The organism is Sphingobium xanthum (assembly GCF_019737615.1).
In the GTDB taxonomy this organism is placed as follows: Bacteria; Pseudomonadota; Alphaproteobacteria; order Sphingomonadales; family Sphingomonadaceae; genus Sphingobium; species Sphingobium xanthum.
In genome coordinates, this window is the sequence record NZ_JAHKKS010000002.1 from 107,686 (window position 1) to 133,208 (window position 25,523).

27 protein-coding genes and 1 tRNA gene are annotated in these 25,523 nt (G+C 65.7%); 8 read left to right on the forward strand and 20 right to left on the reverse strand.

The genetic code is table 11. From position 1 onward, the window contains the following. Positions 1-68 precede the first annotated feature (68 nt). The gene (locus tag KM135_RS03635; protein WP_221712623.1) at positions 69-1,208 is read left to right on the forward strand and encodes a glycosyltransferase family 4 protein; all 1,140 of its coding nucleotides are present in this window, start codon (positions 69-71) and stop codon (positions 1,206-1,208) included. 49 nt (positions 1,209-1,257) lie between these two features. Here the strand turns inward: KM135_RS03635 and KM135_RS03640 are convergent, their stop codons facing one another. From KM135_RS03640 to KM135_RS03650, 3 genes are all read right to left on the reverse strand, one after another. Beyond that, the gene (locus KM135_RS03640; RefSeq protein WP_221712624.1) at positions 1,258-1,689 is read right to left on the reverse strand and encodes a hypothetical protein; all 432 of its coding nucleotides are present in this window, start codon (positions 1,687-1,689) and stop codon (positions 1,258-1,260) included. 58 nt (positions 1,690-1,747) lie between these two features. Then, a complete protein-coding gene (locus tag KM135_RS03645) occupies positions 1,748-2,071 on the reverse strand; it encodes a DUF2218 domain-containing protein (protein WP_221712625.1) in 324 nt (107 codons plus the stop codon). 84 nt (positions 2,072-2,155) lie between these two features. Next, positions 2,156-2,752, reverse strand: coding sequence for a PadR family transcriptional regulator (locus KM135_RS03650; protein ID WP_221712626.1), 597 nt, complete (start codon positions 2,750-2,752; stop codon positions 2,156-2,158). A gap of 121 nt (positions 2,753-2,873) precedes the next feature. On the opposite strand from KM135_RS03650, the gene KM135_RS03655 reads away from it, so the two are divergent. The 6 genes from KM135_RS03655 (at position 2,874) to KM135_RS03680 (ending at position 8,431) form a co-directional block, all read left to right on the forward strand. After that, a complete protein-coding gene (locus tag KM135_RS03655) occupies positions 2,874-4,193 on the forward strand; it encodes a replication-associated recombination protein A (RefSeq protein WP_221712627.1) in 1,320 nt (439 codons plus the stop codon). Between the two features lie 49 nt (positions 4,194-4,242). Continuing rightward, positions 4,243-5,676, forward strand: a complete 1,434-nt coding sequence (locus tag KM135_RS03660) for a serine hydrolase domain-containing protein (RefSeq protein WP_221713038.1) — start codon at positions 4,243-4,245, stop codon at positions 5,674-5,676. After that, on the forward strand, positions 5,673-6,023 hold the full coding sequence (locus tag KM135_RS03665; RefSeq protein WP_221712628.1) for a hypothetical protein: 351 nt from the start codon (positions 5,673-5,675) through the stop codon (positions 6,021-6,023). The genes KM135_RS03660 and KM135_RS03665 overlap by 4 nt, the downstream gene beginning before the upstream one ends. Before the next feature lie 11 nt (positions 6,024-6,034). Further along, complete coding sequence (locus KM135_RS03670; RefSeq protein WP_221712629.1) at positions 6,035-6,901, forward strand: hypothetical protein; 867 nt, start codon at positions 6,035-6,037, stop codon at positions 6,899-6,901. 63 nt (positions 6,902-6,964) lie between these two features. Further along, positions 6,965-7,276, forward strand: a complete 312-nt coding sequence (locus tag KM135_RS03675) for a GIY-YIG nuclease family protein (RefSeq protein WP_221712630.1) — start codon at positions 6,965-6,967, stop codon at positions 7,274-7,276. A gap of 456 nt (positions 7,277-7,732) precedes the next feature. Further along, entirely contained in the window at positions 7,733-8,431 is a 699-nt protein-coding gene (locus KM135_RS03680) for a glutamine amidotransferase (RefSeq protein WP_221713039.1), read from the forward strand. A 436-nt stretch (positions 8,432-8,867) separates the two neighbouring features. Here the strand turns inward: KM135_RS03680 and KM135_RS03685 are convergent, their stop codons facing one another. The 16 genes from KM135_RS03685 to KM135_RS03760 all read right to left on the reverse strand — a co-directional run bounded on the left by KM135_RS03685 (position 8,868) and on the right by KM135_RS03760 (position 23,163). Continuing rightward, a complete protein-coding gene (locus KM135_RS03685) occupies positions 8,868-10,022 on the reverse strand; it encodes an aminotransferase (RefSeq protein ID WP_221712631.1) in 1,155 nt (384 codons plus the stop codon). Positions 10,023-10,224: 202 nt separating this feature from the next. After that, positions 10,225-10,299: transfer RNA gene (locus tag KM135_RS03690), tRNA-Thr, on the reverse strand. A 131-nt stretch (positions 10,300-10,430) separates the two neighbouring features. Next, on the reverse strand, positions 10,431-10,982 hold the full coding sequence (locus KM135_RS03695) for a PEPxxWA-CTERM sorting domain-containing protein (protein ID WP_221712632.1): 552 nt from the start codon (positions 10,980-10,982) through the stop codon (positions 10,431-10,433). A gap of 137 nt (positions 10,983-11,119) precedes the next feature. Beyond that, positions 11,120-11,872 carry a prepilin peptidase gene (locus tag KM135_RS03700; RefSeq protein WP_221712633.1) on the reverse strand — a complete coding sequence of 251 codons (753 nt, stop codon included), beginning with the start codon at positions 11,870-11,872 and terminating at the stop codon, positions 11,120-11,122. 21 nt (positions 11,873-11,893) lie between these two features. Next, a complete protein-coding gene (gene gspN / locus KM135_RS03705) occupies positions 11,894-12,616 on the reverse strand; it encodes a type II secretion system protein N (RefSeq protein ID WP_221712634.1) in 723 nt (240 codons plus the stop codon). Then, positions 12,613-13,095, reverse strand: coding sequence for a type II secretion system protein GspM (gene gspM, locus KM135_RS03710; protein WP_221712635.1), 483 nt, complete (start codon positions 13,093-13,095; stop codon positions 12,613-12,615). The genes gspN and gspM overlap by 4 nt, the downstream gene beginning before the upstream one ends. After that, positions 13,095-14,210, reverse strand: coding sequence for a type II secretion system protein GspL (gene gspL / locus KM135_RS03715; protein ID WP_221712636.1), 1,116 nt, complete (start codon positions 14,208-14,210; stop codon positions 13,095-13,097). Before gspL ends, gspM begins: the two co-directional genes overlap by 1 nt. Beyond that, entirely contained in the window at positions 14,207-15,223 is a 1,017-nt protein-coding gene (gspK, locus tag KM135_RS03720; protein WP_221712637.1) for a type II secretion system minor pseudopilin GspK, read from the reverse strand. The genes gspL and gspK overlap by 4 nt, the downstream gene beginning before the upstream one ends. After that, positions 15,213-15,860, reverse strand: coding sequence for a type II secretion system minor pseudopilin GspJ (gene gspJ / locus KM135_RS03725; protein WP_221712638.1), 648 nt, complete (start codon positions 15,858-15,860; stop codon positions 15,213-15,215). Before gspJ ends, gspK begins: the two co-directional genes overlap by 11 nt. A 70-nt stretch (positions 15,861-15,930) precedes the next feature. After that, on the reverse strand, positions 15,931-16,401 hold the full coding sequence (locus tag KM135_RS03730; protein WP_221713040.1) for a GspH/FimT family pseudopilin: 471 nt from the start codon (positions 16,399-16,401) through the stop codon (positions 15,931-15,933). After that, entirely contained in the window at positions 16,398-16,781 is a 384-nt protein-coding gene (gene gspI, locus KM135_RS03735) for a type II secretion system minor pseudopilin GspI (RefSeq protein ID WP_221712639.1), read from the reverse strand. Before gspI ends, KM135_RS03730 begins: the two co-directional genes overlap by 4 nt. 39 nt (positions 16,782-16,820) lie before the next feature. Continuing rightward, positions 16,821-17,279, reverse strand: coding sequence for a type II secretion system major pseudopilin GspG (gspG, locus tag KM135_RS03740; protein ID WP_221712640.1), 459 nt, complete (start codon positions 17,277-17,279; stop codon positions 16,821-16,823). Positions 17,280-17,281: 2 nt separating this feature from the next. Further along, positions 17,282-18,544, reverse strand: coding sequence for a type II secretion system inner membrane protein GspF (gene gspF / locus KM135_RS03745; RefSeq protein ID WP_221712641.1), 1,263 nt, complete (start codon positions 18,542-18,544; stop codon positions 17,282-17,284). Further along, on the reverse strand, positions 18,537-20,069 hold the full coding sequence (gspE, locus tag KM135_RS03750; RefSeq protein WP_221712642.1) for a type II secretion system ATPase GspE: 1,533 nt from the start codon (positions 20,067-20,069) through the stop codon (positions 18,537-18,539). The genes gspF and gspE overlap by 8 nt, the downstream gene beginning before the upstream one ends. A 32-nt stretch (positions 20,070-20,101) precedes the next feature. Continuing rightward, positions 20,102-22,291 carry a type II secretion system secretin GspD gene (gene gspD / locus KM135_RS03755; protein ID WP_221712643.1) on the reverse strand — a complete coding sequence of 730 codons (2,190 nt, stop codon included), beginning with the start codon at positions 22,289-22,291 and terminating at the stop codon, positions 20,102-20,104. Further along, positions 22,288-23,163: a type II secretion system protein N gene (locus KM135_RS03760; protein ID WP_221712644.1), complete on the reverse strand. Its 876-nt coding sequence runs from the start codon at positions 23,161-23,163 to the stop codon at positions 22,288-22,290. The genes gspD and KM135_RS03760 overlap by 4 nt, the downstream gene beginning before the upstream one ends. Positions 23,164-23,365: 202 nt before the next feature. On the opposite strand from KM135_RS03760, the gene KM135_RS03765 reads away from it, so the two are divergent. Further along, positions 23,366-23,992 (forward strand): prolyl hydroxylase family protein, encoded by a 627-nt coding sequence (locus KM135_RS03765; RefSeq protein ID WP_221712645.1) that lies wholly within the window; start codon positions 23,366-23,368, stop codon positions 23,990-23,992. Between the two features lie 6 nt (positions 23,993-23,998). Here the strand turns inward: KM135_RS03765 and KM135_RS03770 are convergent, their stop codons facing one another. Then, positions 23,999-25,369: an MFS transporter gene (locus tag KM135_RS03770; RefSeq protein WP_221712646.1), complete on the reverse strand. Its 1,371-nt coding sequence runs from the start codon at positions 25,367-25,369 to the stop codon at positions 23,999-24,001. Positions 25,370-25,523: the final 154 nt, after the last annotated feature.

Consider the following 25,523-nt stretch of genomic DNA (forward strand, 5'->3'; position numbering starts at 1 on the left):
GGCTTGACCAGCCCCTGTGCCGCATGAACCCCTTTGCGACCAGGCGAAGGCATCGCTATAGCGCCGCGATGCAAGCCAGCGACCTGCGCATTGCCCTGTTCAGCGGCAACTACAACTACGTTCGCGACGGCGCCAATCAGGCGCTCAATCGTCTCATGGCGTCCGCCATCGCGGCCGGCGCGACTGTCCGCGTCTATTCACCCACGACCGATCATCCCGCCTTCGAACCGGCCGGGGATCTCGTATCGGTGCCAAGTTGGAGCATGCCCGGTGGCCGGGGCGAATATCGCCTCGCCAAGGGCCTGCCTGACACGATCAAGGCCGACCTCACGGCGTACAAGCCCAATATCGTGCATGTCTCCGCGCCGGACATTCTCGGCCATCGCGCTGCCGCCTGGGCACGCGAACAGGACATCCCCTGCATGGCCTCGCTGCACACCCGCTTCGAGACCTATCCGCGCTATTACGGCCTCGGTTTCACCGAGCCGCTACTCGTCTGGCTGCAGAAGCGCTTCTACAATCGCGTGGATCAGGTGATGGTGCCGAGTCCGAGCATGGCGAGTCTGCTCCAGACATGGGGCGTCACCAGCCCGATCGGCATCTGGTCCCGCGGCATCAATCACGCGCGCTTCAATCCGCAGCGCCGCGACAATGGATGGCGGCGCGCCCTTGGCATCGCGGATGACGATGTCGCGGTTGGCTTTCTCGGCCGGCTCGTGCTGGAGAAGGGCCTCGGCGTGTTCGCCGACGTGGTGGAAGCGCTCAAGCGCCGCGGCGTGCCGCATCGCGTGCTAGTCATCGGCGACGGGCCCGCGCGCGCCTGGTTCGCCCAGCGCGTGCCGGAAGCGGTGTTCACCGGCTTCCAGGCGGGCGACGATCTCGGCCGGGCGGTCGCGGGCATGGACATCTTCTTCATGCCGTCCGTCACCGAGACGTTCGGCAATGTGACGACCGAGGCAATGGCCGCCGGCGTGCCGGTCGTCGCGGCCCGCGCCACCGGCGCAATCGATCTGGTCGAGGACGGCGTCACCGGTTTCCTCGTGCCGCCGCAGGACGTCAACGCTTATGCCGACGCGATCCAGCGCCTCATCGAAAATCCAGCCCTGCGCACCTCCGCCGGCGAGGCCGGGCACAAGCGTGTGCAGGGCTATGAATGGGACGGCGTCAATGCCCGCATGATCGAGGCCTATCTGGCACTGAGCATTTGAAGTCAGGTGGAATCACCTGACGACTCGCAAATGCGTCAACAAATGGGGTTCAGCGCAAGATAGCCTTTGCCCGCGCCCATTGCGCATACCAGATCAGGAACAGCAGCACGATCCAGATGAAGGCCTGCATGGCCAGCATCGCGGGCGTCGTCATGCTCGCCGGCATCCCGGCCAGAAGCTGATGGATCTGGCTGGCAGCGAGTCCCAGCAATGACAGGCCGAAGGCCGCCACCGCCCAGCGCGAGCGGAGCAGCAGCAGGATCGATCCGAGCAGCGAGCCCCAGACGCCGACCGCCCAGGCGCCATGCACCCAGCCCGGCAGACTGTCGATAAACGCGATCACATCGGGCGGGAAATTCGCGAGATAGGCCGCGTTGCGCGTCTGCGTCATATAATAGTCGAAGCAACCGAAAGCGTTCCAGAGCAGGCTGAGCAGGGACACGATCCAGTAGCTCCAGCCAATACGTGCCTCTCCGTTCATGGTCATTCTCCCCCAAGCATCCCGGGGGCATCATAGCGCAGTCAGGCGGCAGGTTCCATCAACTCCAGTCGAACGTCAGCGGTGCCTCGCGGAAGGCAAAGCGGTCGAGATGCCGCGCGACAGTGCCCTTCAGCGCCTCGAGATGCTCGGGGCTGCTGGCGTCGATCTGCACGTCCAATGTCTCGGGCTGCGCGGTCATCGTCACCAGCGCATCGGCCGACCATGTCGCGCCGCGCGCGTCCTTGGGAAAGACGATCCGGCTCTGCTCCGCCGTGAACTCGACGGTCAGACTGTGGCTCCAGTGCTTGGAAAGCTGCTGGAGATAGCGGCTGCCCGACCTGGTCGGAACCTTGGCGATACCCGTGGTCATAATGGTGCTCATAGCGTCCTTTTCAGTCTTTTCGTCCGGCCTGTCCACCTCCGGCCCGATACCGAGCCGAAGGCGCAGGATTTCGAGACGCCTCATTCAGAGACGCTCGATCTTCCGGACGGCCTCGTCGAGGATCGCGGCGATCTCGTGCGGCAGTTCGTCATTGCCGTCCTGCCCGCGCAGCTTGGCTTGCAGGGCCGATTTGAGATTGCCCATCGCCCGGCGCACCGGCCCGCGATTGGAGCGCTCGCGCATTTCGCCCAAGCCTTCCAGCCGGGCCATCAGCGCCGTGACTTCCTCGGCACGCTCGGCCAGATGGGCCTCGCCCGCCGCCGTGATACCATAGAGCTTGCGCGCGCCTTCGCTCTGCTGCTCGGCGATCAGTTCCATGTCCGCCAGCAGGGTGAGCGTCGGGTAGACCACGCCCGGGCTCGGCGCATAAGCGCCACCGGTCAGTTCCTCGATCGCGCGGATGAGGTCATAGCCGTGACGCGGCCCGCCCTCGATCAGCTTGAGCAGCACCAGCCGCAATTCCCCGCCATCGAACATCCGGCGGCCGCGCATCGCGCCCTGGATCGTCTCGTTGACGAAGCTGTTGATGGCGTCGCCGAACTCGGGGCCGAAGCCACCCCATCCGCCGCGCCCGCGTCCCCGGCCGGCGCCATGCCAGCCTCCCGGTCCACATTTCATCATGTCGAAAATACTCCTGTGATTCGTTTTGATAGGTCTAAGATATATCTTGGACAGTCATAGTCAAGCCCCGAACCGCAGCAAGCGCGAGTGCATCTGCGCGACAGTCGATTATATAGGGGCCATGTCAGATCTGTTCGGCGGCCTCTCCGCCGCCTCCCCGCCTCAGGAACCCCGCGAAGATGCGCCGCTCGCCGATCGCTTGCGGCCGCGCACGCTCGCCGAGGTCGTCGGTCAGGACCATCTGACCGGCGCGGACGGCGCCATCGGCCGCATGGTCGCTGCCGGCCGCCTCTCCTCGATGATCCTCTGGGGTCCGCCCGGCACCGGCAAGACCACGCTCGCTCGCCTGCTCGCCGATGCGGTCGGCATGCGCTTCGCGCCGATCTCCGCTGTCTTCTCCGGCGTCGCCGATCTCAAGGCCGCCTTCGCCGCGGCGCGCGACGCCGCCCGCGCCGGCCAGCGCACACTGCTGTTCGTCGATGAGATCCACCGCTTCAATCGCGCCCAGCAGGATGGCTTCCTGCCTTATGTCGAGGACGGCACCGTCACTCTCGTCGGCGCCACGACCGAGAATCCCAGCTTCGCGCTCAACGCCGCTTTGCTCTCGCGCGCGCAAGTGCTCATCCTGCGCCGCCTCGACGAGGCGGCGCTCGGCGAACTCATCGCCCGCGCCGAGGCGCTGACCGAAAAGCCCCTGCCCCTCACCGAGGATGCCCGCGCCACGCTCATCGCCTCGGCCGACGGCGACGGGCGCTTCCTGCTCAATCAGGTCGAGACCTTGCAAAGCATCGGTATCGACAACCCGCTCGATCCCGCCGCGCTTGCTGAGCTGCTCCACCGCCGCATGCCGGTCTACGACAAGGACCGCGAGGGGCATTACAATCTCATCTCGGCGCTACATAAGGCCCTGCGCGGCTCCGATCCGCAGGCCGCGCTCTATTATATGGCGCGCATGCTCGTCGCCGGCGAGGAGCCGCTCTATGTCGTGCGCCGCCTCGTCCGCTTCGCCAGCGAGGATGTCGGCCTCGCCGATCCGCAGGCCCTCGCCCAGTGCCTCGCCGCCAAGGATGCCTATGAGTTTCTCGGCTCCCCGGAAGGCGAGCTGGCGATCGTGCAGGCCTGCCTCTATCTCGCCACCGCGCCCAAATCGAACGCGGCCTACACCGCCCAGAAAGCCGCCTGGCGCTCCGCCAGGGAAACCGGCTCGCTGATGCCGCCTGCCAATATCCTCAATGCGCCCACGAAGCTCATGAAGGAAATCGGCTACGGCAAGGGCTATACCTACGATCACGACACGGACGACGGCTTCTCCGGCGATAATTACTGGCCCGAGGAAATGACGCCGCAAACATTCTACGATCCCGTCGATCGCGGCTTCGAGCGCAAGATCAGGGAACGCATCGCTTATTGGGAGGGGCTACGGAATGAGCGTGGGAAATAGGACGACATATAGCCCCTCCTCTTCAGAGGAGGGGTTGGGGGTGGTGGCGATGCGCCAGCATCGCTCGCAAGGCGATCAGCAGCATCGTCGAAACACCACCCCAACCCCTCCTCTGAAGAGGAGGGGCTTAACGTTAGCTCTCGCCCTCGCCCTCCTCCCCCTCCCCGCCGCCGCACAAACCACCCCCACCGCCTATGACCGCGCCATCGCCGCCGGCTACAAGGCGGCCGTCCTCTGCAGCGCCATCTTCACCGGCGGCCGCAAGCAGGCCGATGTGGAAGCGACCGAGCTCAAAGGCATCTATCCGCAATACACCGCCCTCCTCCCCAGCCTCCCCGCGACGGTCGACACCCGCACCGCCAGCGTCAGCGTCCCCTTCGATCCCGCGCTGCCGCCCCGCCTCGCTATCTGGAAGCCGGTCACGGGCTGCACCAACATGCCGATCGGCTTCTCCCCCGCGCAACCGCTCCCGACCTACGCCACGCCGCCCGCCCCTACCCCGGCCGACCCACGCCCCTGGCCGCTCGGCGACGCCCTCCCGCGCATCGCCATGACCGCGCCGCCGCCGGTCCTCGCCGCGTTCGACGGCACGACCTATGGCAAGGGCAGCGTCACCACCGGCGTCATCGTCCTGCGCGGCAATCGCATGCTCACGGAGCGCTATGCCGACGGCTTCGGCCCCTTCACGGCACAGCGCACCTGGTCCGTCGCCAAGAGCATCACCGGCACCCTCGTGGGCCTCGTCGCGAATGACGCCGCTGTCGATCCCGCCGCCCCCGCGCGCATCCCCGAATGGCAGGACGGCGCACCGGGAGACCTCCGCCGCACCATCACGCTCGATCAACTCCTGCGCATGGCCTCGGGCCTCTACAGCCCCTATGCCGGCAACCGGACAGACGGCGTCTATTTCGGCGGCACCGCCGTCACCGAGGAAACGATCGCCCTCCCGCTCGAGGTGCGCCCCGGCACGCGCTTCCGTTATTCGAACAACGACATCATGCTCGCCATGCGCTCCCTTCGCGCCACCCTCGGCGAGGAGCGCTACAAGGACTATCCCTCCAAGGCCCTGTTCGAGCCGCTCGGCATGAAGCACACAGTCGCCGAGACCGACTGGCGCGACAATTATGTCTCCTCCAGCCAGATGTGGACCACCGCCCGCGACCTCGCCCGTTTCGGCCTGCTCTATCTCAACGGCGGCGTCTGGAACGGCCAGCGCCTCTTGCCGGAAAGCTGGATCAACTACGTCACCACGCCCAAATCCCCACAGCCGGCCGACGATTTCGGCTATGGCGCAACCTTCTGGCTGCTCAACAAATCCCCCGGCGTGCCCGCAGACACCTACGCCGCCTTCGGCAACCGCGGGCAATATGTCGTCATCGTGCCGAGCCGCCAGATCGTCATCGTCCGCCGCGCCGAGGATCCCGCCGGCTCCCCGTTCGACATCGCCCGCTTCACCGCTGACATACTCGCCGCGGCCAAATGAGCGACTGGGACGAAACCGTCGCCTTCGCGCTCACCCTGCCGGATACCGAGCGCAGCACCTATTATGGCGGTCCGGCCGTCAAGGTCGCGAGCAACGGCCGCCCCTTCATCGCACCGGGCCGCGAGGCAGACGTCTCCTTCTGCCTGATGATCGATCTCGATACCGTCGAGATGCTCAAGGAAACCGACCCGGACACCTATTATCAGCTGCCCCATTATGTCGGCTGGCCATCCTTGCTCGTCCGCTATGACAGCAGCGATCCCGCCCGCGTCCGCGCCATGATTGCCCTCGCCCGCGATCAGGCCGCAGCGAAGAAGCCGGCGGCCGCCCGCAAGAAGAAGAGCTGAGGGGACGTCCCTTGAGCCGCTTCACCCATTTCGCCGCGATCGACTGGTCCGGCGCCGTCGGTCCGCGCCAGCCCGGCATCGCCGTCGCGCTCTGCGCCCTCGGCCGCGAAGCGCCCATGCTGGTGCGCGAGGGCCATATCTGGTCCCGGCAGGACGTCCTCGACTGGATGCTGGACGAGATGCCATCGGGCACATTGGTCGGCCTCGATCTCGGCCCATCACTCCCCTTCATCGATCGCGACGCCTATTTTCCCGAGTGGCCGGAAAGCCCCGCCGATGCCCGATCGCTCTGGGCACTGATCGAGCGCATCTGCGCCGACGATCCGCATCTCGCCGCCGGCAGCTTCGTCGATCACCCGCAAGCCTCACGCTATTTCCGCCGCCATGGCGGACGCGAAGGCGATCTGTTCGGCGGCGGACGCGGCCGTCTGCGCGTCACCGAACTGGCGCAGCAGGCGCAGGGCCTCAACCCCTACAGCAACCTCAATCTCGTCGGCGCCGCGCAAGTCGGCAAGTCGAGCCTCACCGGCATGCGCCTGCTCCACCGCGCCAGTCCCCGCTTGCCCGTCTGGCCCTTCGATCCCGATCCCGGCCACGGCAGCCTGATCGTCGAGATCTACACCAGCCTCGCCGCGCTGGCCGCCGGCAAGCGCAAGGGCCAGACCAAGATCGGCGCGGAAGAACTCGACACCCGCCTCGCCGCCTTCGCCTGCGATCCGCACGCGCCCCTGCGCGGCCGCTACACCGATCACGCAACCGACGCCCTCCTCACCGCCTCCTGGCTCCGCCACGCGCACGATCGCCCGGAGCTTTGGGCGCCAGCGGAGCTCACAAGCGATATCGCGCTGACCGAGGGCTGGACCTTCGGGGTCACCTGAGGCCCCTCTCCCCACTCAAACCCGTCATTCCCGCGAACGCGGGAATCCAGTATCGACCTATCGATGCCGCGCGAGCTTGATCCGATAGTGTATCTGCTGGCCTCGCGCCGAAACGGAACGCTCTACGTCGGCGTCACGTCCAACCTGATGCAGCGACTTGCTCAGCATCGAGATGGAAGCTTCAGAGGCTTCACCGCCGACCACGACGTCAAAATGCTGGTCTGGTTCGAGCAGCATGCGATCATGGAAAGCGCAATCGTGCGCGAAAAGCAGATCAAGAAGTGGCGGAGATCATGGAAACTCGATCTCATCGAGCAGTCCAATCCCGAGTGGGACGATCTTGCAATCAGCCTAGGTTTTGAGCCGCTCGGTTGACTGGATGCCCGCATTCGCGGGAATGACGTTGAGCTTGGGCACCGCCTCGCCACCCCCCAACAAAAATTATCCCCCCGCCAATCATCCCTTGGTTGCCAATTCTCAATCGATTTGGCAGAGTTAACTCGTTCAGTCGGGAGACCCGTCTGAAACGCGGCTTTTGATGTCAGTCAGCTTGCTCCGCGTCACCAACCGCTAAAGCGCACGGCTCCTACGCGACAACGCCGGACTCGTGCTCCACTTTGGAGAAACGAAATGGCTCTCAGGAAAAACAGGTTCAGTCGTCCTGCCACGCATCACCAGCGCGGCCATGTCCCCCCGCTCCCGCATTCCTCGTGGCGCCTCGCTACCGCTGGCGTTTCTGACAGCGCACAGCCGCGGATCGGCACCGCGCGGGACTTCTGGGATCGGCTCGGCATTTAAAATGTCGGGCAGAAAGTCGTCCTCATCCTCATGGTGAAGAGAGCGCTCATCATTCGCCACGTTCCGCACGAAGGGGTCGCCGGCTATCGGCAGCCTATCGAGGCGGCGGGCTATGGGATCGATCGGGTCGACGTGACCGATCCGGCCTTTGGTTCGCTCGACCTGCGCGAGCCAGATCTGCTGGTCATGATGGGCGCCCCCATGGGCGTCTACGAGCAGGAACGCTATCCGTGGATCCGCTGCCAGATGCATCGGCTCGCGCTGCGTCTGGGGGCGGACCGCCCGACCCTCGGGGTCTGCTTTGGGGCGCAGATGGTCGCCGCCGCGCTGGGTGGAGAGGTCTATCCCGGGCCGGTCAGGGAAGTCGGCTTTCACCCCATCAAGGTTCACGACAACGGCCGCACCGGGCCGCTCAGCCATCTTGTCGACGTGCCCATCCTGCATTGGCACGGCGACACGTTCACCCTGCCGGAAGGCGTCGAGTTGCTCGCATCGAGCGATCTTTACGCGCATCAGGCCTTCCGGCGGGGACCAAATCTGCTGGCGCTCCAGTTCCATGCCGAAATGGGCGAGGACGAGCGCTTCCACAGCTGGGTCGAGCAATGGCCCGAAGCGGTGTGTGAGAGCTGCGGCGACGTCGAGCGCCTCCGCGCTGCGCACGAGGAGCACGGCTCCCGTGCCGTCGCCGCCGGCCGCGCGATGATCGGGGACTGGCTGACGACATTGCATTGAGGGCGCGGGAGCGCCCTTCGCGTCACCCCGGGCTTGACCCGGGGTCCCGCTGCCTTTTCGCATCAGTCAATCCGCACCAAGAAGCGGGACCCCGGATCAAGTCCGAGGTGACGTATCTCTCGACGAAGCGCGAACCTGCTGTCCTACAAGCGGATAAAATGGCAGCGTCTCTTCATGGCCGTGCGCAATTCGCACCAAGCCACCGCTCCTTCTCCCCGTAAAAATCACAGAGATTCTCGTGGGTTACCTCGCCCGCGAGCGGACTTTTACGCAATCACCATGGCGCATATGAGGGATGTTAGAGAAGTTAGCGCCGTAACTTGTTGAAAAGTCTTAACTCAGCCAAACCGACAAAGCGCAACAAAGCGGCAATCCCGCGCACTTCAGTCAGGTTATCGCCTCTCAAAGCCCCTCAAAGCGCCAATCCAACCGAGTCTCAAAGCAAGCTCTGCCTGAACTGCGCCAACCGCCCCAGCGCCTCGTCCAGCGTCGCTTCCGGCTTGGTGAAGCAGAAGCGCACGAATCCGGTCTCCGGCGCCTGCGCATAGAAGGCCGAGAACGGGATCGTGACCACCTTGGCTTCCCGAACCGACCGATCGCAAAACTCCGTGTCCGGCAATTCGATGCCCGACGCCTTGAGATCGGCATGCAGGAACCAGGTCGCCGAGCTCGGCAGGACCGCAAAGCCGGCATCCTTCAGGCCCGCCTCCAACCGCGCCCGCCCGTCGGCATGGCTGCGCACATGCGCCTTGTGCCATTCGACCGGCAGCATCAGTCCCTCGGTCACGGCCCACTGCAGCGAAGGCGGCGTAGTGAAGGTCAGGAACTGGTGCGCCTTGGCAAGCACGCTGGCGAGAGGCGGCGCGGCGCACAGCCAGCCGACTTTCCAGCCGGTGAGCGAGAAGATCTTGCCCGCCGAGCCGATCTTCACGCTGCGCTGGCGCAACCCTTCGACCGCAAGCGGCGAGACATGGCGCGACCCGTCGAAGATCATCGCTTCCCACACCTCGTCGCAGACCAGCACGATGTCATGCGTCTCGCAGATCACCGCCAGTTCCTCGAACTCGGCCCGGCTGATCATGCTGCCCGTCGGATTATGCGGCGTGTTGAGCAGGATCATGCGTGTCCTGGGTGTCACCGCGGCGCACAGCGCGTCCATCGGCAGTTTCCAGTCGGGTGGCGCGAGGCTGATGAAGCGCGGCACCGCGCCGATCAGCTCGGCGAGCGGCGCATAGGCATCGTAAAGCGGCTGGACGAGGATCACTTCATCGCCGGGATTGAGCAGGCCGGTGATGCAGGCCGCCAGCCCCTCGGTCGCGCCGGACGTCACGACGATCTCGTCATCGGCCAGATCGAGATCCTGATGCGCCTTGTAATAGTGCGCGATGGCCGCGCGCAGTTCCGGCAAGCCACGCATCGGCGGATATTGGTTGGACCGTTCCGTCAGCGCCCGCGCGGCCGCATCGAGCAGTTCCGTAGGCCCCTGCGCGTCCGGGAAACCCTGCCCCAGATTGATCGCCCCCGTCTCGCGCGCAAGTCCCGACATGACCTCGAAGATGGTCGTCCCCAGCTTCGCGATGGATCGGTTCATCTGGTCACACCCTTCCTGTCCCGCACCCGGCATAAGGGGATTGCCGCAATCGCGCCATAGCGAGACCGGAACTGTGGCTTGCAAAGGACGCCGCAGGAGCCTCGAACCCGCAGGGTTCGCAAGGCCGAACGACCGCCCGAGCTTATGCGAGGAAAAGCCAGGTGGACGGATGTCCGCGCCGGCGCCCGAGGCAAACAAGAACTGGTGCCGGATGCAGGATTTGAACCCGCGACCTTCGGTTTACAAAACCGCTGCACTACCACTGTGCTAATCCGGCGACGCCGCTGCTCCTAGTGGATCGCGCTCGCGCGGGCAACCTCCGCCAGCCCGATTCACCGCGCCCACCGGAACAAAGAAAAAGGGCGCCGGTTTCCCGACGCCCCTTCAATCTTTTGCCGAAGCAGTCGATCAGGCGAAAGAAACCGCCGTGCGACGACGACGCATCGAGGCACCGACCAGTGCCATGCCGCCGATCATCATCGCCCACGTGGCCGGCTCCGGAACCGCACCGCTCGTGCCGTTGTACGTCACATCGACGGCGACATAGGCCGACGGGTCGAACGCATTGATGTCACCCGGCAGGTTGATGCCGATGTTGATCGCATTGTCCGCCGTGATGGCGAGCAGCTGAGCGAGCGTCAGGGCAACCGTGAAGCTGAACTCCGTGTCGTCGAAGCTGAACGACGTAAAGGTTGCACCCGGGGTCTCGGGAGCGACGTCGCCGGTCAGACCTTCGAGGTTATAGGACAGATACTCGATGCCCGGGAAGCCGAGCGTATAATCGCCGCGAGCCGTGACGGTGAACGTGCCGCCCGTGGTCGGCGCAGCAACGCCGGCGAACGAGAACACGAAATCCTGACCGTCCGAGACCTGCGGTTCGCTGTCGGCATAGGTAACGGCGCCGGCAGTGGCCGGCAGAGCGGCGGCAACGAGAGCCGCGGCAACAAGCTTCTTGATCATTTAAATATCTCCCACACGAGACCTCGATTGAGGTGAGTGAGCGATGGATGAATTCGCGAAAGGTTTCAAGACGATTAATGATATTGCACCCAGCCCCTGTCCCGAGAGGAGACAATCTCGCCCGACACAGCTCCTTGTTATATAAAGATGTTCCACGTCGGAATCACTGCCATACACAGGAAAGTCCCGAGTGGCAGACGCATCGTGGCATCGACTGAACGGCCGCGCAGATACAGAAACAACACCCATAGAAGCCCTGCCGCACTCGCCGTCAGCAGCACGATCGGCAGCGCCTGCCAGCCCATCCAGGCGCCGATCGCACCGAGCAGTTTGGCGTCACCGAGTCCCAGTCCCTCCCGCCCACGCAAGCGCCGATAACCCAGGGCCAGCAGGAACAGCCCTGCATAGCCAATCCCCGCGCCAATCGCCCGGTCGAGAAACGGCGCCGGCAGCACCCAGTCACCGACCGTCAGGCCGATCGCCGCCAACGGCAAGGTCAACGCATCGGGCAGCCAGAAATGCCGCGCATCCAGCACGGCGAGCGTGAGCAGTATCCAGCCACCGGTCATGAAGAGTCCTGCGGCGGGTAATGGCAGGAGCCAGAGCGCTAACCCGCCGATCAGCGCCGCTCCCGCTTCCATGAAGCTGTGGACCGGATCGATTCGCGTACCGCATGTCCGGCATCGCCCCCGCGCGACAAGCGCTCCGATCAGCGGCACAAGCTCGAGCGGCCCGAGCGTGCGATCACAGCCGTCGCATCTCGATCGCCCCCGAACCACGCCCTCGCCGCGCGGCCAGCGCGTGACGATCGCGCCGAGGAAACTGCCGATGATCGCGCCCAGCCCACATCCGATGAGGAAGCGGGCGGCATCGCTGGCGAGCCATGTCACTGCGCGCGCGTCACTGGGGCGTCACAGGCGCCCGACAGTCCGCAGCACCTGCTCGGAACCGATCTGGCGGAAGCCGTTTGCGCCGAGCGCCGCGCCCAGGAGCGGATCGGTGCTGCGCACACGCATCGTCGCCTGATAGCTGCCATTCTCCGTGATCCGGATCGTGAGCTGCTCCTGGCCGGACTGGCTGACCATCGGCAGCTCGACGGCATCGCCGGCGCACCGCGCTTCGCCCGACAGACCGTTGGACAGGCTGAGGCCAGAAATGAGCGCCGGCACGCGGGCGCGCACGCGCCCCTCGGCAAAGGTGCAGGCGCGGCCGGAAAAGTGGACGGTCAGATCCTCGAACTCGACCCGGCTGACCGGCAGCGGCGCAAGCGGCGCAGCAAGTGCCAGCGCGCCGGTGACGTCATCGATCCCGCGCCGGTTGAACCCGACCGTGATCGCCCCGGATATGTCTTCCGGCGCGCCCAAACGTCGCGAGACGTCGATGCGGACACGCCCGATCAGTAGCTGGATGGGATTGAGAAAGACATCGACCGTGCCGAGCTGAACGCCGCGGATCTGCAGTTCCTCCGCCCCGCCCCACCAGATCGGCCCGCGCAGCGATCGCGCCGCGACCCCCATATCGGTCAGGCCAAAAATGCTGAAGGCAGCGCGCAGCGGCCATGTGACCAGCATCGCAACACCGAGAATGATCGCCAGCATGAGCTTCGCGCGGGTCGTGCGCATCCAGCCGATCATGGCGTCACCTCCTGGAACACGGCTTGCACGGCGACGGTGCCTTCGGCTGCGCCCGGTACAATGCTGATCGTCTGCACGCTGATGCTCGCGCGCTCCAGCGTCGAGAGCCAACGCAGCAACGGACCGACGCGCGCCGACCCGATATTGACCGACATGCGCCCCTCGCCCTGCAGCGCCGCGCGATCCAGCGTGAAGCCGGCCTCGGCCGCGCTCTGCCCGATAAGCTGATCGAGCGGCACGCGATTGGCCCGACTGCGCGTCGCGGGCCGCTTGCGCAGTTCGGCGACCTTGTCGCGCACCGAGGCATAGCGATCGAGCGCGGCACCCTGCCGCTCCCAGCCTTCCGCCAGCGCGCCGTTAATCGGCCGCCAGACGCCGAGCCACATGAAGATGAGCACGGCGATGATGCCGAGCGCTGCCATCAGCCGCCGCTCGCTCAGGCTATGATTGTCCCACCAGATGCGCATGCCCTGCATCATCACTGCACCACCATGATATCGGCCATCAGCCTGCCGCCGCGCTGCTGCACCGCATTGGCGCTGATCCGCCACCCGGCTTCCTGTATGGCGATGAGGACGTCGTTGATGTCCTCCGCGCGCGACCCGGCGAGTTGCACACGCAGGGCACCATCGGCGCCCTGATTGACGTTGGTGATGACGACATTGGGGTTCGCCTGCATCGCGGTCATCAGACCGGCCATCGTGCCCGTGAACCCACCTCGCCCGCCGCGCGCGGCCAGCAGTGCCGTCATGCGGGTCTCCGCCATTTGCGGATCGCTAACGGAGGGATCGATTGTTTGCGCCAGCGTGACCGTTTGATTGTCGAGCCGCGAAGACTCCGCATTCAAGCGGATGATCGTGATCAAGGAGACGAGCAGGCTGCAGAGGATCATGAGGCCGATCATGATTGCGATACGCCGCAGGCGCGCACTGTCGAACAAAGCGGGCGACCGGCGCGCAAAAGCACCCTGGCGCAGATCGAGCGGCGGCTCTTCGAGTGCAAACAGCAGCGCATCGTCGATCGTGTCGGCTGGCAGGCGCGTGACCGGCGCATCGCCGATGATCAGCGCGGCACCGGCTTCCTCGCCATCGAAAGCGGTATCGGGCCCACGCACGACATCGGCATTGCCCACTGGCGCGCGCACGAAGCCGGTCTCGGGCGTCGGCAGCAGAAGCGCGGAGGGAACGATACTCGCCTGCGCGATGCCATGCTCCTTCGCCCATTCGATCCAGTGCGCCATCGCGCTCTGGCTGGCGACGGCGACGACGTGCGGCGCTTCGGGATCGTCATTGTCGGCGACGGCCGCATGCAGTTCGCCCGCTTCGCCAATGCTCGCTTCGAGCGCCATCAGGCGCGCGGCGGCCGCGCCCTGACGGGTGGTCATGCCCGGGCACACGATCCAGTGCAGCGTCGTGGCGTGCGGCGGCAGCACGAGCATCGCCGCGCCGACGGCACTGTCCGGTTCGTCCTGCTGCTCAGGCGGCAGCCATTCCGTGCCGCGCCCGCGCCGCACGATGCGCTCGTCCGCGACCCGATACCAGGTCGGCGGCGCCTCGCGATCGGACGGAAGAAGGATGATATAGTCGTGCTTCAACTGCCTTCGCCCCATTGGCGGCGGACCAGGCGCACCCGGTCCTTCTCCGCATCCATCAGCACGCTTTCATCCACAACATCTCCCCCGAGATCGGCCCGAAGGGCCACCTCGAACCAGCGTGTCTTCTGCACCGTCTGCTCCTTGACGGATTGCGGCGCGGTCAGCCTTGCCATCGCCGGCTGCCCCCAGAAGGTCACGACGCTGCCATAGCCCTCAAGCGGGCGCTGCGCCAGCACCTGACGCGCCCGTTCGAGCCCCAATGCTTCCGGCGCCAGCATCGCGAGCAACACAGCCTGATCGGGCAGCAAGGTATTGATGTTGATCGGCGAAAGATCGGTCGTCGGCAGCGTGCAGATCCACGGCCGGATGCGCTGATAGACTTCCGGCGTGACCGAACTCACCATCAGCAGCTCGCTGGGGTCCGCCATCAGGCCGTTGGCCGTGCGATAGCTCGGCGTGAGGCCCGAATAATATTGATCCTCGGCGCCGCCATTGCCGGGGGTTGCATCGGTGTCGATCCAGTCGGCAGCGGAGGTCGCGACCTGCAGCGCAATCACGTGATCGACGCCGAGCAACCGCATCAAACCCGCGAATTGCTCGATGCCTTCGGGCCGCCCGGTCAGAGTGTCCTCATTGCCGGCCACGCTGGACCCGAACTCGTCGTTCGGGCCTTTGACGAGGCTGTTGAGGTTGAAGCAATTGCCGCGATCGATGATCCGCGCCGTAACCCTGCCACCCGGCACCTGGATCGCCTGATCGCGCCCGAGCCAGCCGCCTTCCAGCGTCGTGCGATCCGGGCGCAGCTTCACGAGATCGCCGATGCGCGTCGCCGCCATCTGCTCGGCGGTGAGCAGATACGCGCGGCCCTGATCCGCCGAGACGATGTTGCGCGTCATCCTGCTCGCGAGGGTCAGCCGCTCCAGCGCCACCGCCGTCACGACTGACAGGATCGCGACCAGCAGCAGCACCGTCAGCAAGGCAGCGCCCTCCTCGGATACCCGGTCAGACCGCATTGGATGCGCCTCCCGGTGCCGCCTCGTCCTCGGGCTGGTTGATGGCCGTCCCCACGATAAACCGGAGCGTCAGCGGCGGCTCCTTGCCTCGGCTGAGTACCATCTCGACCGCCGTCGGCATGTCGGCCGGCTTTTCGGGTGCCCAGCGCTCCAGCCAGGACCCGTTCTTCGCGCGATAGCGCAAGGTCAGCGCCGTCACGCCGTCGAACAGCACGGCCGGCTCGGTCGGCTCGGCGCCATCCAGCGCATCATAGCCGATCCGCTCCAGACGACCGTCGCGCCACCAATATTCGATCTTCTGAAGGCTTGGATGACGCAACATGCCGGGATTGCTCCAGCCATCGCGCACGAACTGCATCAGTGGTTCATCGTCCTGCGCCACCCGGCCGAAGAAAGCGGGCGCGAGCGCGCCATCCTGCGTCCGGCTGATGCGGACGGTCGCCTGCGACAGATCGGCGTCCAGCGTCGAGAGCCCGCGCTGAACGTCCGCCAGCGCGTCGAGATGGACCCGCACCGCCGCCTGCCCATCGACCGTCGAGCGCAGCAACAGAACTCCGCCGGTGGCCAGCATCGCGAAGATCATGACCGCGACCAGCAGCTCGATCAGCGTGAAGCCGTGTTCGGCGGAACGTTCCAAAGATGTGAAGCCGTGTTCGGCGGAACGCTCCAAAGATGCGAAGCCGTGTTCGGCGGAACGGCGAGTGACTCTACTCACTGCTCGTCACCTTGCCGTTCAGGTCCATGCGCACGGCGATCTCGCGTCCGTCGCGCAGCAGGGTGAAGCTGAGCGGCTGATCTGCGCGGCCGACGCTGTCAAACACGATGCGCAATTGCGTTGTCGCGCCAAGCTGCGCCTGCGTGCTGCCGGACCAGTCGCTGGATGCGAGCGGACCATCCGTCACGGCCTGCCATTGCCCCTGCTCGCGGCGTTCGAAACCGAAGGCCCTTGGCGACACCCAGAGCGCGACGGGCTTTCCGGCGATGATCGCACTGTCACGCGCGGCGCGTGCCCGGCCCGCGAACCGATCGATATCGCCAGCAATGCGACCGCGCGGATCGGCCATGGTCAGCATCACCGTCCCCGACAGCAGCCCGATGATCACCAGCACGACCATCAGCTCGATGAGCGTGAAGCCGCCTTCCCCGGCGCGCTTTAAAGGAATGGACGGCGCTCTCATTTCATCCGCCCGAATGTCAGCACCGCAGGCGACTGCCCCTGTCCGCCGTCGATGCGCAGCGTGATGACCATCATCCGGCCGCTGTCCGCTTCCTCGACTTGCTGCGCCCAGTGCCATTGCCGCCCGGCATTTTCGATCGTTCCCTCGCTGGCCCCACGGACCGGCGCAGCGGGATCGGTCAGCCGCTCGATCATGAGATTGCGCGCGACGATCTGCGTCATCGTCCGCATGCGCAGGTCGACCGAGGTGCGCGCCGAGACCGCCTGCAACCGCACCAGCGCAAGCCCGGCAATGCTGAAGATCGTCAGCGCCACCAGCATCTCGAGCAGGGTGAACCCCTCGCCCGTGCCTCGTCTTCCGCAGCGCGTGCGCGCGTTCATCCCCGCGCCTCCCGCGACGTCAGGTCCAGGCCCGTGGCGTCAGAGATCGCTCGAATAAATGTCGGCATTCTCGCCCTCGCCGCCCGTCTGCTTGTCGGCCCCCAGCGAATAGATATCGAACGCGCCTTTGCGGCCCGGCGCGGCATATTGATAGGCCTGGCCCCAGGGATCGTTCGGCAGCTTCTTGATGTAGCCGCCCTGACGATAGCGCTCGGGCTGAGCGAGACCGGCCGGCGGCGACATCAGGCTGTTGAGACCGTCGCTCGTGCTCGGATAGGTCAGATTATCGAGGCGATACTGTTCGAGCGCGGATTCCAGCGTCGCGATATCGGCCTTCGCTTTGGCGACGTTGCTGGTACCCAGCGCACCGAACACGTTGATCGCGACGATCGTGCCGAGCAGGCCGATGATCACGATCACGACCAGCAGCTCTATGAGTGTAAAACCGTCTTCGCTCTGACGCCGCGCGGACAGGAGGGGGGATTTTGCGAGGCTCATGGTCAAACTCCGGCACCGGTAAGATTTTGCAGCTGCATGATGGGCAGCAGGATCGAAAGGATGATGACCGCCACGATCCCGCCCATGACGACGATGATCAGCGGCTCCAGCATGGCGAGCGCAGCAGCCGTGAAACCGTCGAACTCGCGCTCGAGATAGTCGGCCGCGCGCTCCAGCATCAGGTCGAGCTGGCCGGCGCTTTCGCCCGAGGCGGCGAGATAGACAAGCAAGGGCGGAAAGACGTCGGTCCGGCGCATCGCCGCGGAAAGGCTGCCACCGCCGCGCACGGCCTCGACGATATCCGTAGTCGCCGCGCGCAGCACGCGATTGTGAATGGTCGGAACGGTGAGCGAGAGCCCTTCCATCACCGGCAGGCGGCTCTCGACCATCGTCGAGAGCGTGCGGGCCATGCGCGCGGCGTGAAGGTCACGCAGCAGGCGGCCGACAAAAGGCGTGCGCAGCAACAGGCCGTCAACGCTCATCCTGACGGCTTCGTTGCGAAGCGCGCGCCATCCAAGAAAGCCGAACGCTCCCAGCAGGATCAGGAGCGCCCACCACCAGCTGGCGAGGAAATTGGAAAGGCCCATGACGATGCGCGTGAGCAGGGGCAGCTGCTGCCCGAGCGTATCGAACTGCTCGACCACCAGCGGCACCACGAAGATCATCAGCGACATGACGACGACGATCGCGAACACCGAGAGCACCGCCGGATAGGCCAGCGCGGTCAGCATCTTGGAACGCATCGTCGCCTGCCGCTCGAGCAGGATGGCGAGCCGGTCGGTCAGCGCCGGCAGGCTGCCCGATCGCTCGCCCGCCGCGATCATCGCGCGGTAGAGACCGGGAAAGCTCTTGGGTTCCGCGCTCATCGCCTCGCCGAGGCTGCGTCCTTCAACCACGCCGCCATGCACGCGCGCCACGATGTCGCGCACATGCTGCTTCTCGCTCTGCCGGGTGATCGTGCGCAGCGCTTCTTCGAGCGGCGACACCTGCGCGAGCGTCGAGAGCTGGCGGGTGAACAGGGTCAGTTCCTTGGAAGAGAGACGCTTGCGATCGAAGCTCAGCAGGCCGCGCCCCGCCAGCCGCGGTGCTTTGCCTCCGCCCGCCGCGCTTGCGCCGGCGGCCGCGCCGCGTCCCTCGGCGATGCGCACGACGAACAGCTTCTTGGCGGCCAGCGCCTCGCGGGCATCGCTCACCGAATCCGCCCGGACCAGACCGCGCTTTTCCCGCCCTGATCCGTCGATCACCAGATAGTCGAAGTCAGGCATCGATCGTTTCGCGCCGCGAGATGCGGATCGCTTCCTCGGCACTGGTCTCGCCGCCCAATACCAGTCCGCGCGCCGCCGCGATGAGGTTCGGCGCGTTGAGGAAGGCATGGCGCGCAATGAGGGATTCATCGCCGCCTTCGTTGATCATCCGCCGGATCGTGTCGTCGATGCGGATTGCCTCGAACACGCCGACGCGGCCCTTGTATCCGCTGCTGTTGCAGGTCTCGCAGCCATGCGGCCGGTAGATCAGCGTCCCCTCGTCGATGCCGAGCAGCGCGCTCACCGACTTGTCGGCCGGAATCTGCTCCCGGCAATCGGGGCACAGCCGCCGCACGAGGCGCTGCGCAATCACCGCGCGCAGGGTCGAGGCAAGCAGGAACGGCTCGACCTTCATGTCACGCATGCGGGTGATCGCGCCCACGGCATCGTTGGTGTGGACGGTCGAAAGCACGAGATGACCGGTCAGCGAGGCCTGTACCGCAATCTCCGCAGTCTCCCGGTCACGGATTTCGCCGACCATCACAACATCCGGATCCTGGCGCAGGATGGCGCGCAGCCCGGCCGCGAAGGTCAGCCCGACCTTGGCATTGACCTGCGTCTGCCCCACGCCCTCGATCGCATATTCGACCGGATCCTCGACGGTCAGGATATTGCGGCTGCCGTCATTCAGCTGGCGCAGGCCCGCATAAAGCGTCGTCGTCTTGCCGCTGCCGGTCGGGCCGGTGACGAGGATGATGCCGTTCGGTTCGCGCAGGGCGCTGCGCAGCACCTGATCGGTCATTCCGGTGAGGCCGAGAATATCCATCGAAATGCCGGCATTCTCCTTGTCGAGAATACGCATGACGACGCGCTCGCCGGCGCGGCTCGGCAGGGTGGAGACGCGCACGTCGAGCATCTTGCCGCCCAGCGTCAGGCCGATGCGCCCATCCTGCGGCACGCGGCGCTCGGCGATGTCGAGCCGCGCCATGACCTTCACGCGGCTGACCACGACCGGGGCGACATGCGCGGGCATGCGCAACGTCTCGGTCAATACGCCGTCCATGCGCATGCGCACGACGAGGCCGGTCTCATAGGGCTCGATATGGATGTCGCTGACGCCCTGGCGCGCCGCCTCGGCGATGATGCCATTGATGAGACGGATGGCCGGCGCATCGTCGCCGCTGTCGAGCAGATCCTCTGCGGTCGGCAGATCGCCCGCGATGAAATCGAGATCGTCGCCGCCCATGGCCAACGATCCGGCCATGGCGGCCGCCGAGCCCTCCATCGCATAATGATCGGACAGATGCTTCTCGAAGCTCGGCACATCGACGATCGTCACGTCGAAGCTGCGCGCCAGATGCCGCCGCACCTCGACCAGCACGCGCGGATCGGCACCGTCCCGCAGCGCAACCGCAATGCGCCCGTCCGCCCGGCCGCTGGTGATCACCACGCCATGTTTGCGCGCAAAACCATAGGGAATATCGATCGGCAGCAGGCCACCTTCCCCGGCCGCATGCGCGGCGGGCGCGGGCGCCGGAGCGCCCATGCCTTCTGGGGGAAGATCGTCCGCCGGCCCGGTCATTTCTTGCGCTTCTCAGCGGCGGCAGGGCGCACCACTTGCTGGGAGCTGGTCGCCTCGACCGGAACCACCCGGCCATCGACCACCTCATCCCCCGCGCGCGAGCCATCGCTGACCGGCAGGGCCGCGCCCATATAATCGCGCACCAGCTCGTCGATCGTTGGCTCGACCTTGGGATTGTTCGCAAGCTGCTGGTTCCGGATGTAGCCGTATCGCCGTGCCGTCACATCTTGCGCATCCTTGCGATCGGAGAGGATGGTGGGGCGAATGAAGACCATGAGATTGGTCTTGCTGCGCGCGCGGCTGCGTGACTTGAAGAGTTCGCCGACCAGCGGAATGTCGCCCAGCACGGGGATCTTCTCGATCGTGCGGCGCTCATTGTCGTCGAGCAGGCCGCCAAGCGCGAGAATGTCGCCGTCATCGACCGTCACCGTCGTTTCGATCTGGCGTTTGTTGATAATGAGATCGCTGCTGTCGTTCGAGACCGGCCCGGCCACGCTGCTGACTTCCTGCTTGAGGAACAGCTTGATCGCGCCGCCCGAATTGATCTGCGGCTTCACCTCCAGCATGATGCCGACATTCTGGCGCTGGACGGTGCGGAACTGGTTGTCGAAATTGGGGCTGAGCGCCTGCCCGGTCGAGACCGGCACTTCCTGGCCGACGAGGATCTTGGCTTCCTGATTGTCGAGCGTCAGCACGGACGGCGTCGAGAGGACGTTGCTCTCCGTGTCCGCCTGCACCGCATTGATGATCGCGCCGAGAACGCCGTTGCGACCCAGCTCCGTGGCAACCCCGCCAAAGCCCCCGCGCGCCGAGCGCAGCGCATCGACGGCGGCGCCCTGGAGTTCGGTCGCCAGCGATCCATTCTCGGTCGTGGTGGTAGTCGTGCGCGTGCCGTCCGGCGCAACGACGACGGTTTCCGTCGTGCCGAGCTGATTGGCGGCGATCGCACCCGCAAGCGTCAGGATGTTGGGCTGCGCGTTGGAATAGTTGGTAGCAGCAAAGCCGGTCTTGGTCGAACCGATCAGGAACTGCACGCCGAGCTGGCGCGCCGCATTGTCGCCAATCTCGACGATGATCGCCTCGACCAGAACCTGTTCGCGCCGCGTGTCGAGCTGCCGGATGACTTCGCCGAGCATGCGCTGCGTGTCGCCATTGGCAGCGACGATGACGGCATTGGCGCCTTCGTAGCGCGTCACGACCGCCGGCCCGCGCCCGCCGATGCCGCTGGTGTCGCCCGCTGAAGAAGCCGCTGCCTGCGCGGGAGCAGGTGCAGCTGCGGGCACCGCGCTCGGACCGCCTGTAGTCACTGTCGCATTGGCCGAGGAAATGGCCGAGCCGCCGCCCTGCCCCAGCAATTTCTCGAGGACAGGCAGGAGCTTGTCGGCATCGGCATGCTGCAGCCAGTAGACCCGGATTTCCGTGCCGGACGCCGCGCGCGTATCGAGTTCGCGGGCCATGGCCGAGAGGCGCTGGACCGTCGCCGCATCGCCGCGCAGCGCGACGCTGTTGGAACTGTCGATCGCGACCACGGTCGCCGTGGCCGGCTGGCCCTCGCCCCCGCCGGCGACTAGCGCCTGAAGCGACTGCGCGATCTCGCGCGCGCCGGCATTCTTGAGCGGAACGAGCGCCGTCGAAGAGCCGTCCGTATCGACCTGTGCCAGCACGCGGCGAATGCGGAAGATATTGTCGGCATAGTCCGCCACTACGATCGAGCGTCCCGATCGGTTCGCGGTGATCGAGCCGTCCTTGCTGACCAGCGGCCGCAGCGTATCGAGCGCGGACTGCGCATCGATCGAGCGCAGGCGGATGACCTCGGTCACGAACTGGTTGCGATTGGCCGCCCCGCCGACCTGGCCTGGCTGCCCCGCCGCGCCCTCGACCGGCTGGATACGGAACGCGCCGCCCGCTGCCGGCACGGCGACGAGGCCATTGGCGCGCAAGGTCGAGAGGAATATCTCGAAATATTCCGAGCGCGTCAGCGGCCGGTCGGTCACGACCGAGACTTTGCCCTGCACGCGATTGTCGATGATGAAGGTCCGCCCGGTCACGCGCGCGGCATCCTGGATGAAGGCACGAATATCGGCATCGCGGACATTCAGCGTGAGCTGACCGATGGCGGGCACGGCGAGCAACAGTGCAAGCGCGGCGCTACCGGCAAACTTGCGGATTCTAGGCAGGAAAGTCATCGAATGTCCGGAATTATGAGAGCGATGGGAACGGTCGCGGCGCCGCGCTCCACCATGAGGGATATGCGGGCGCCGGGCCTGATCGATCCTTGCAGCGACGTGACGTCGGCCGGGGATCGCACGGGCTGGCCGTTCACCTGCACGATGATGTCGCCGGGCCGGAACCCGGCTTGCGAAAACACTTCGCCGCCGCCCTGCGAATTGACGACGATGCCGGTAACACCGCTGCGCTCGGTGCGCGGGGCGAAACTGATCGAACTCATGAGGCTTTCCGGGGTCAAACGCCCCGGCGGCGCGGGAGGCGCTCCAATGCCCGGCGACGGCGCGCCCCCGCCAGCTTCCGGCGCGCCTGGCCCGGTTGGTCCGCCCGCGGCGCCACCACCCGATTGATCGATGTAAAGTTGTTCGGTCACGCCGCCCCGCTCGATCACCACATGATCGAACTGCACGGCCTTGAGCTTCACGCCCGGCGCAATCTCGCCGCCCACGGCATAGCTCTGCTGCTCGCCGCCTTCATTGGCGATGATTGCCGATCCCGAGCCAGACGCTTCGTTCACCCGAGTGCCGAAGAGCTTGAGCGGCAGCGAGGTGACCTGCTGCGCCGGCGTCTCGCCGGGGGTGACGGCCACGCCGGTGCGGTAGAAGGGATCGAACCCCGCGAACAGCGCGCTGCGTGCATCCGCGCTCACCACGACCGGCTCGCGGGCGCGCCAGTCGCCGAACAGCCCGACCGGCGTCACCAGCGCCCAGAGCAGGCGCGCGATCTGGATCATCAGCAAAACGAGGAGCGCAGCCTCGATCCACTGCCCGATGTCCGAAGAACGAGGCGTACGAGCCTGTGGCGCGCGCCGAATGAAGTCGGTCCACCGCATCTGAGAGTTGACGACCTCCAGCAAAGCTCGCGTTGCCTATGCGCGCTCTATGACCGAACCGCTACAATATGGTTACTAAAAAATGACAGCCAAATCATCTCGACTTTGTTCCCTGCGCCCAGACCTTGCCGACCGTTAACCTTTATTAACAAGAGGCCGGTTGATTGCTGCGCAGGAGAGTTGCTAGACCTTCGCGTGGCCCATGTCGATGCTAGACGCTCCCCTCCTCGCCAGCCAGCCCGGCATCCAGCGCTTTCCGCGCCCCGAACTCGTCCTGTTCATGAAGAAGCGCTTTCTCGATGCCGGGGAATGCGCGGGCCTGATTGAACGCATCGACGCCGGTCGACGGCCGTCCACCATCGCGGACGATCAGGGATACGAGGCCTTCCGGACCAGCGAGACCTGCGATCTGCACGATGGCGATCCCTTCGTCGCCGCGATCGATGAAAAGCTCGCCGCGTTCAGCGGCCTCGATTTCGCGCACGGCGAACCCCTTCAGGGCCAGCGCTACGATGTCGGCCAGGAATTCAAGGCGCACACCGACTATTTCGAGCCCAAGGGCCTGGATTTCGAGCGCTATTGCGGCCGCTCGGGCAATCGCACCTGGACGCTCATGGTCTATCTCAACGAGCCACGCGCCGGAGGGGCAACGCGGTTCACCAAGGTGGACAAGATGATCCAGCCGGAAACCGGCAAGCTGCTTGCCTGGAATAATCGCCTGCCCGACGGCGCACTCAATCCCGCCACGATCCACCATGGCATGAAGGTGCGAGCGGGGACGAAGTATATCATCACCAAATGGTATCGCGAGCAGGTCTGGGCAGGTTGAACGCGATCACGGCGGCGAGCTGGCTGCCATCGCATCGACACGCTCGCGATAGAGCCGCGCATACGGCCCCAGCGCTCGCCAGATGAGATAGAGCGCCGGCGGCACCACGAGCAGGTTCACGCCCACCAGCACGTAGCGGAGGTCCGCTTCCGAGCGCGCAACATTGTCGGTCAGCACGGCGACCAGCATCGGCCCGACCGTCCCGCCGATCGTCGTCATTCCGGCCGCATAGAGCATCGCGATCTGCCCGCGCATCTCGTTCGGTGTCGTGAGCTGGATCGCGGCATAATAAGCCGGGCCGCCCATCACCGCGACAACTCCCGCAACCGCATTGAACCCCAGCGCCAGCCACGGGTTCGGCATCAGCGGGGCGATCAGGTGCAGGGGCAGCGACAGGCCCTGGGCGATCAGGATGACACGCAGGTTCGCGTCGTCATTGCGCTTGCCGAACCGCTCGGCGAGATGCGCGCCGGCGAACAGCCCCAGAAGCGAGCAGACGAGCGACACCGCGCCCATGATCGGGCCGGCCTTCTCCGGTCCCCAGCCATAGGTGCGCTGGTAGAATGCCGGCAGCCAGGCGCTCAGCCCGACATTGATGATCGCGAACAGTACCATCGCGAAGAACAGCCGCAGATGCATGCCGCGCTGGTCGATCAGATAGCCGATCACTTCGCGGATCGGATAGCCTTCGGGCCGTGTCCCGCCTTTACGCGGCGGCTCAGGCACCGAGACCATCATCAAGACGGCGACGAAGATGCCCGGCAGGCCGAGGATCATGAAGACCAGTTGCCAGTTATGGATCGTGCCGAAGCCCGGCAGCACGATCGGCTCGAGATGATCCAGCAGGCCGTAGAGCAGCCCGCCGAGCAGCAGCGAGAGCGCGCTGCCAATCATCACGCCGGCCGACTGGATCGCGAAGGCGCGCGGCAGCCGCTCGCGCCGCACGCTATCGGTGATGACGGACAGCGACGCCGAGGTGTTTACGGACTCGCTACCGCCGATCACGGCGCGGCAGACGAACAGGGTCCAGAAATTCTGCGCAAGCCCACAGATCGCCGTCGCCACGCTCCAGAGCGCGAGACAGCCCGCGATCAAGGTCCTGCGTACACCGCTGTCGATAAGTCGCGATGCCGGAATGCCGACCACCACTGCGGGCAAGGTGAACGCCAGACCCAGCAACAAGCTGACTTCCGTGTCCGACAGCCCGAAATCGCGCTTGAGCGGCTGGACGAACAGCGCCAGCACGCCGCGATCGATATAGGACAGCATCGCCACGACCGAGAGGACGCTGACCGTATACCAGCCGCGCGGGCTGTTCCGGTCGGGCAACGCTGTCGCCGCCGGTTCGCTCGCCTGCTCCACGTCGATTGCCGCCATTCCTGCCTTCCTCCCAACCCGAACGCGCCCAAACGCCCGGCGGACGACATGCTTATCATGTTGCCTATCGGCGCTACGGCAAAAATACCGGCCCGATGCGGAACAGGCCGCACGCAAAGGGAAAGAGCGGCCCAGGCGGACCGCTCTTCCTTTC

Excerpts from the sequence above, each read along its gene's own strand:
- KM135_RS03635 (WP_221712623.1), top strand. The coding sequence starts at position 69 with ATGCAAGCCAGCGACCTGCGCATTGCCCTGTTCAGCGGCAACTACAAC.
- KM135_RS03640 (WP_221712624.1), bottom strand. The coding sequence starts at position 1,689 with ATGAACGGAGAGGCACGTATTGGCTGGAGCTACTGGATCGTGTCCCTG.
- KM135_RS03645 (WP_221712625.1), bottom strand. The coding sequence starts at position 2,071 with ATGAGCACCATTATGACCACGGGTATCGCCAAGGTTCCGACCAGGTCG.
- KM135_RS03650 (WP_221712626.1), bottom strand. The coding sequence starts at position 2,752 with ATGATGAAATGTGGACCGGGAGGCTGGCATGGCGCCGGCCGGGGACGC.
- KM135_RS03655 (WP_221712627.1), top strand. The coding sequence starts at position 2,874 with ATGTCAGATCTGTTCGGCGGCCTCTCCGCCGCCTCCCCGCCTCAGGAA.
- KM135_RS03660 (WP_221713038.1), top strand. The coding sequence starts at position 4,243 with ATGCGCCAGCATCGCTCGCAAGGCGATCAGCAGCATCGTCGAAACACC.
- KM135_RS03665 (WP_221712628.1), top strand. The coding sequence starts at position 5,673 with ATGAGCGACTGGGACGAAACCGTCGCCTTCGCGCTCACCCTGCCGGAT.
- KM135_RS03675 (WP_221712630.1), top strand. The coding sequence starts at position 6,965 with ATGCCGCGCGAGCTTGATCCGATAGTGTATCTGCTGGCCTCGCGCCGA.
- KM135_RS03685 (WP_221712631.1), bottom strand. The coding sequence starts at position 10,022 with ATGAACCGATCCATCGCGAAGCTGGGGACGACCATCTTCGAGGTCATG.
- KM135_RS03695 (WP_221712632.1), bottom strand. The coding sequence starts at position 10,982 with ATGATCAAGAAGCTTGTTGCCGCGGCTCTCGTTGCCGCCGCTCTGCCG.
- gspN (WP_221712634.1), bottom strand. The coding sequence starts at position 12,616 with ATGATCGGCTGGATGCGCACGACCCGCGCGAAGCTCATGCTGGCGATC.
- gspM (WP_221712635.1), bottom strand. The coding sequence starts at position 13,095 with ATGATGCAGGGCATGCGCATCTGGTGGGACAATCATAGCCTGAGCGAG.
- gspK (WP_221712637.1), bottom strand. The coding sequence starts at position 15,223 with ATGCGGTCTGACCGGGTATCCGAGGAGGGCGCTGCCTTGCTGACGGTG.
- KM135_RS03730 (WP_221713040.1), bottom strand. The coding sequence starts at position 16,401 with ATGAGAGCGCCGTCCATTCCTTTAAAGCGCGCCGGGGAAGGCGGCTTC.
- gspI (WP_221712639.1), bottom strand. The coding sequence starts at position 16,781 with ATGAACGCGCGCACGCGCTGCGGAAGACGAGGCACGGGCGAGGGGTTC.
- gspG (WP_221712640.1), bottom strand. The coding sequence starts at position 17,279 with ATGAGCCTCGCAAAATCCCCCCTCCTGTCCGCGCGGCGTCAGAGCGAA.
- gspF (WP_221712641.1), bottom strand. The coding sequence starts at position 18,544 with ATGCCTGACTTCGACTATCTGGTGATCGACGGATCAGGGCGGGAAAAG.
- gspE (WP_221712642.1), bottom strand. The coding sequence starts at position 20,069 with ATGGGCGCTCCGGCGCCCGCGCCCGCCGCGCATGCGGCCGGGGAAGGT.
- gspD (WP_221712643.1), bottom strand. The coding sequence starts at position 22,291 with ATGACTTTCCTGCCTAGAATCCGCAAGTTTGCCGGTAGCGCCGCGCTT.
- KM135_RS03760 (WP_221712644.1), bottom strand. The coding sequence starts at position 23,163 with ATGCGGTGGACCGACTTCATTCGGCGCGCGCCACAGGCTCGTACGCCT.
- KM135_RS03765 (WP_221712645.1), top strand. The coding sequence starts at position 23,366 with ATGTCGATGCTAGACGCTCCCCTCCTCGCCAGCCAGCCCGGCATCCAG.
- KM135_RS03770 (WP_221712646.1), bottom strand. The coding sequence starts at position 25,369 with ATGGCGGCAATCGACGTGGAGCAGGCGAGCGAACCGGCGGCGACAGCG.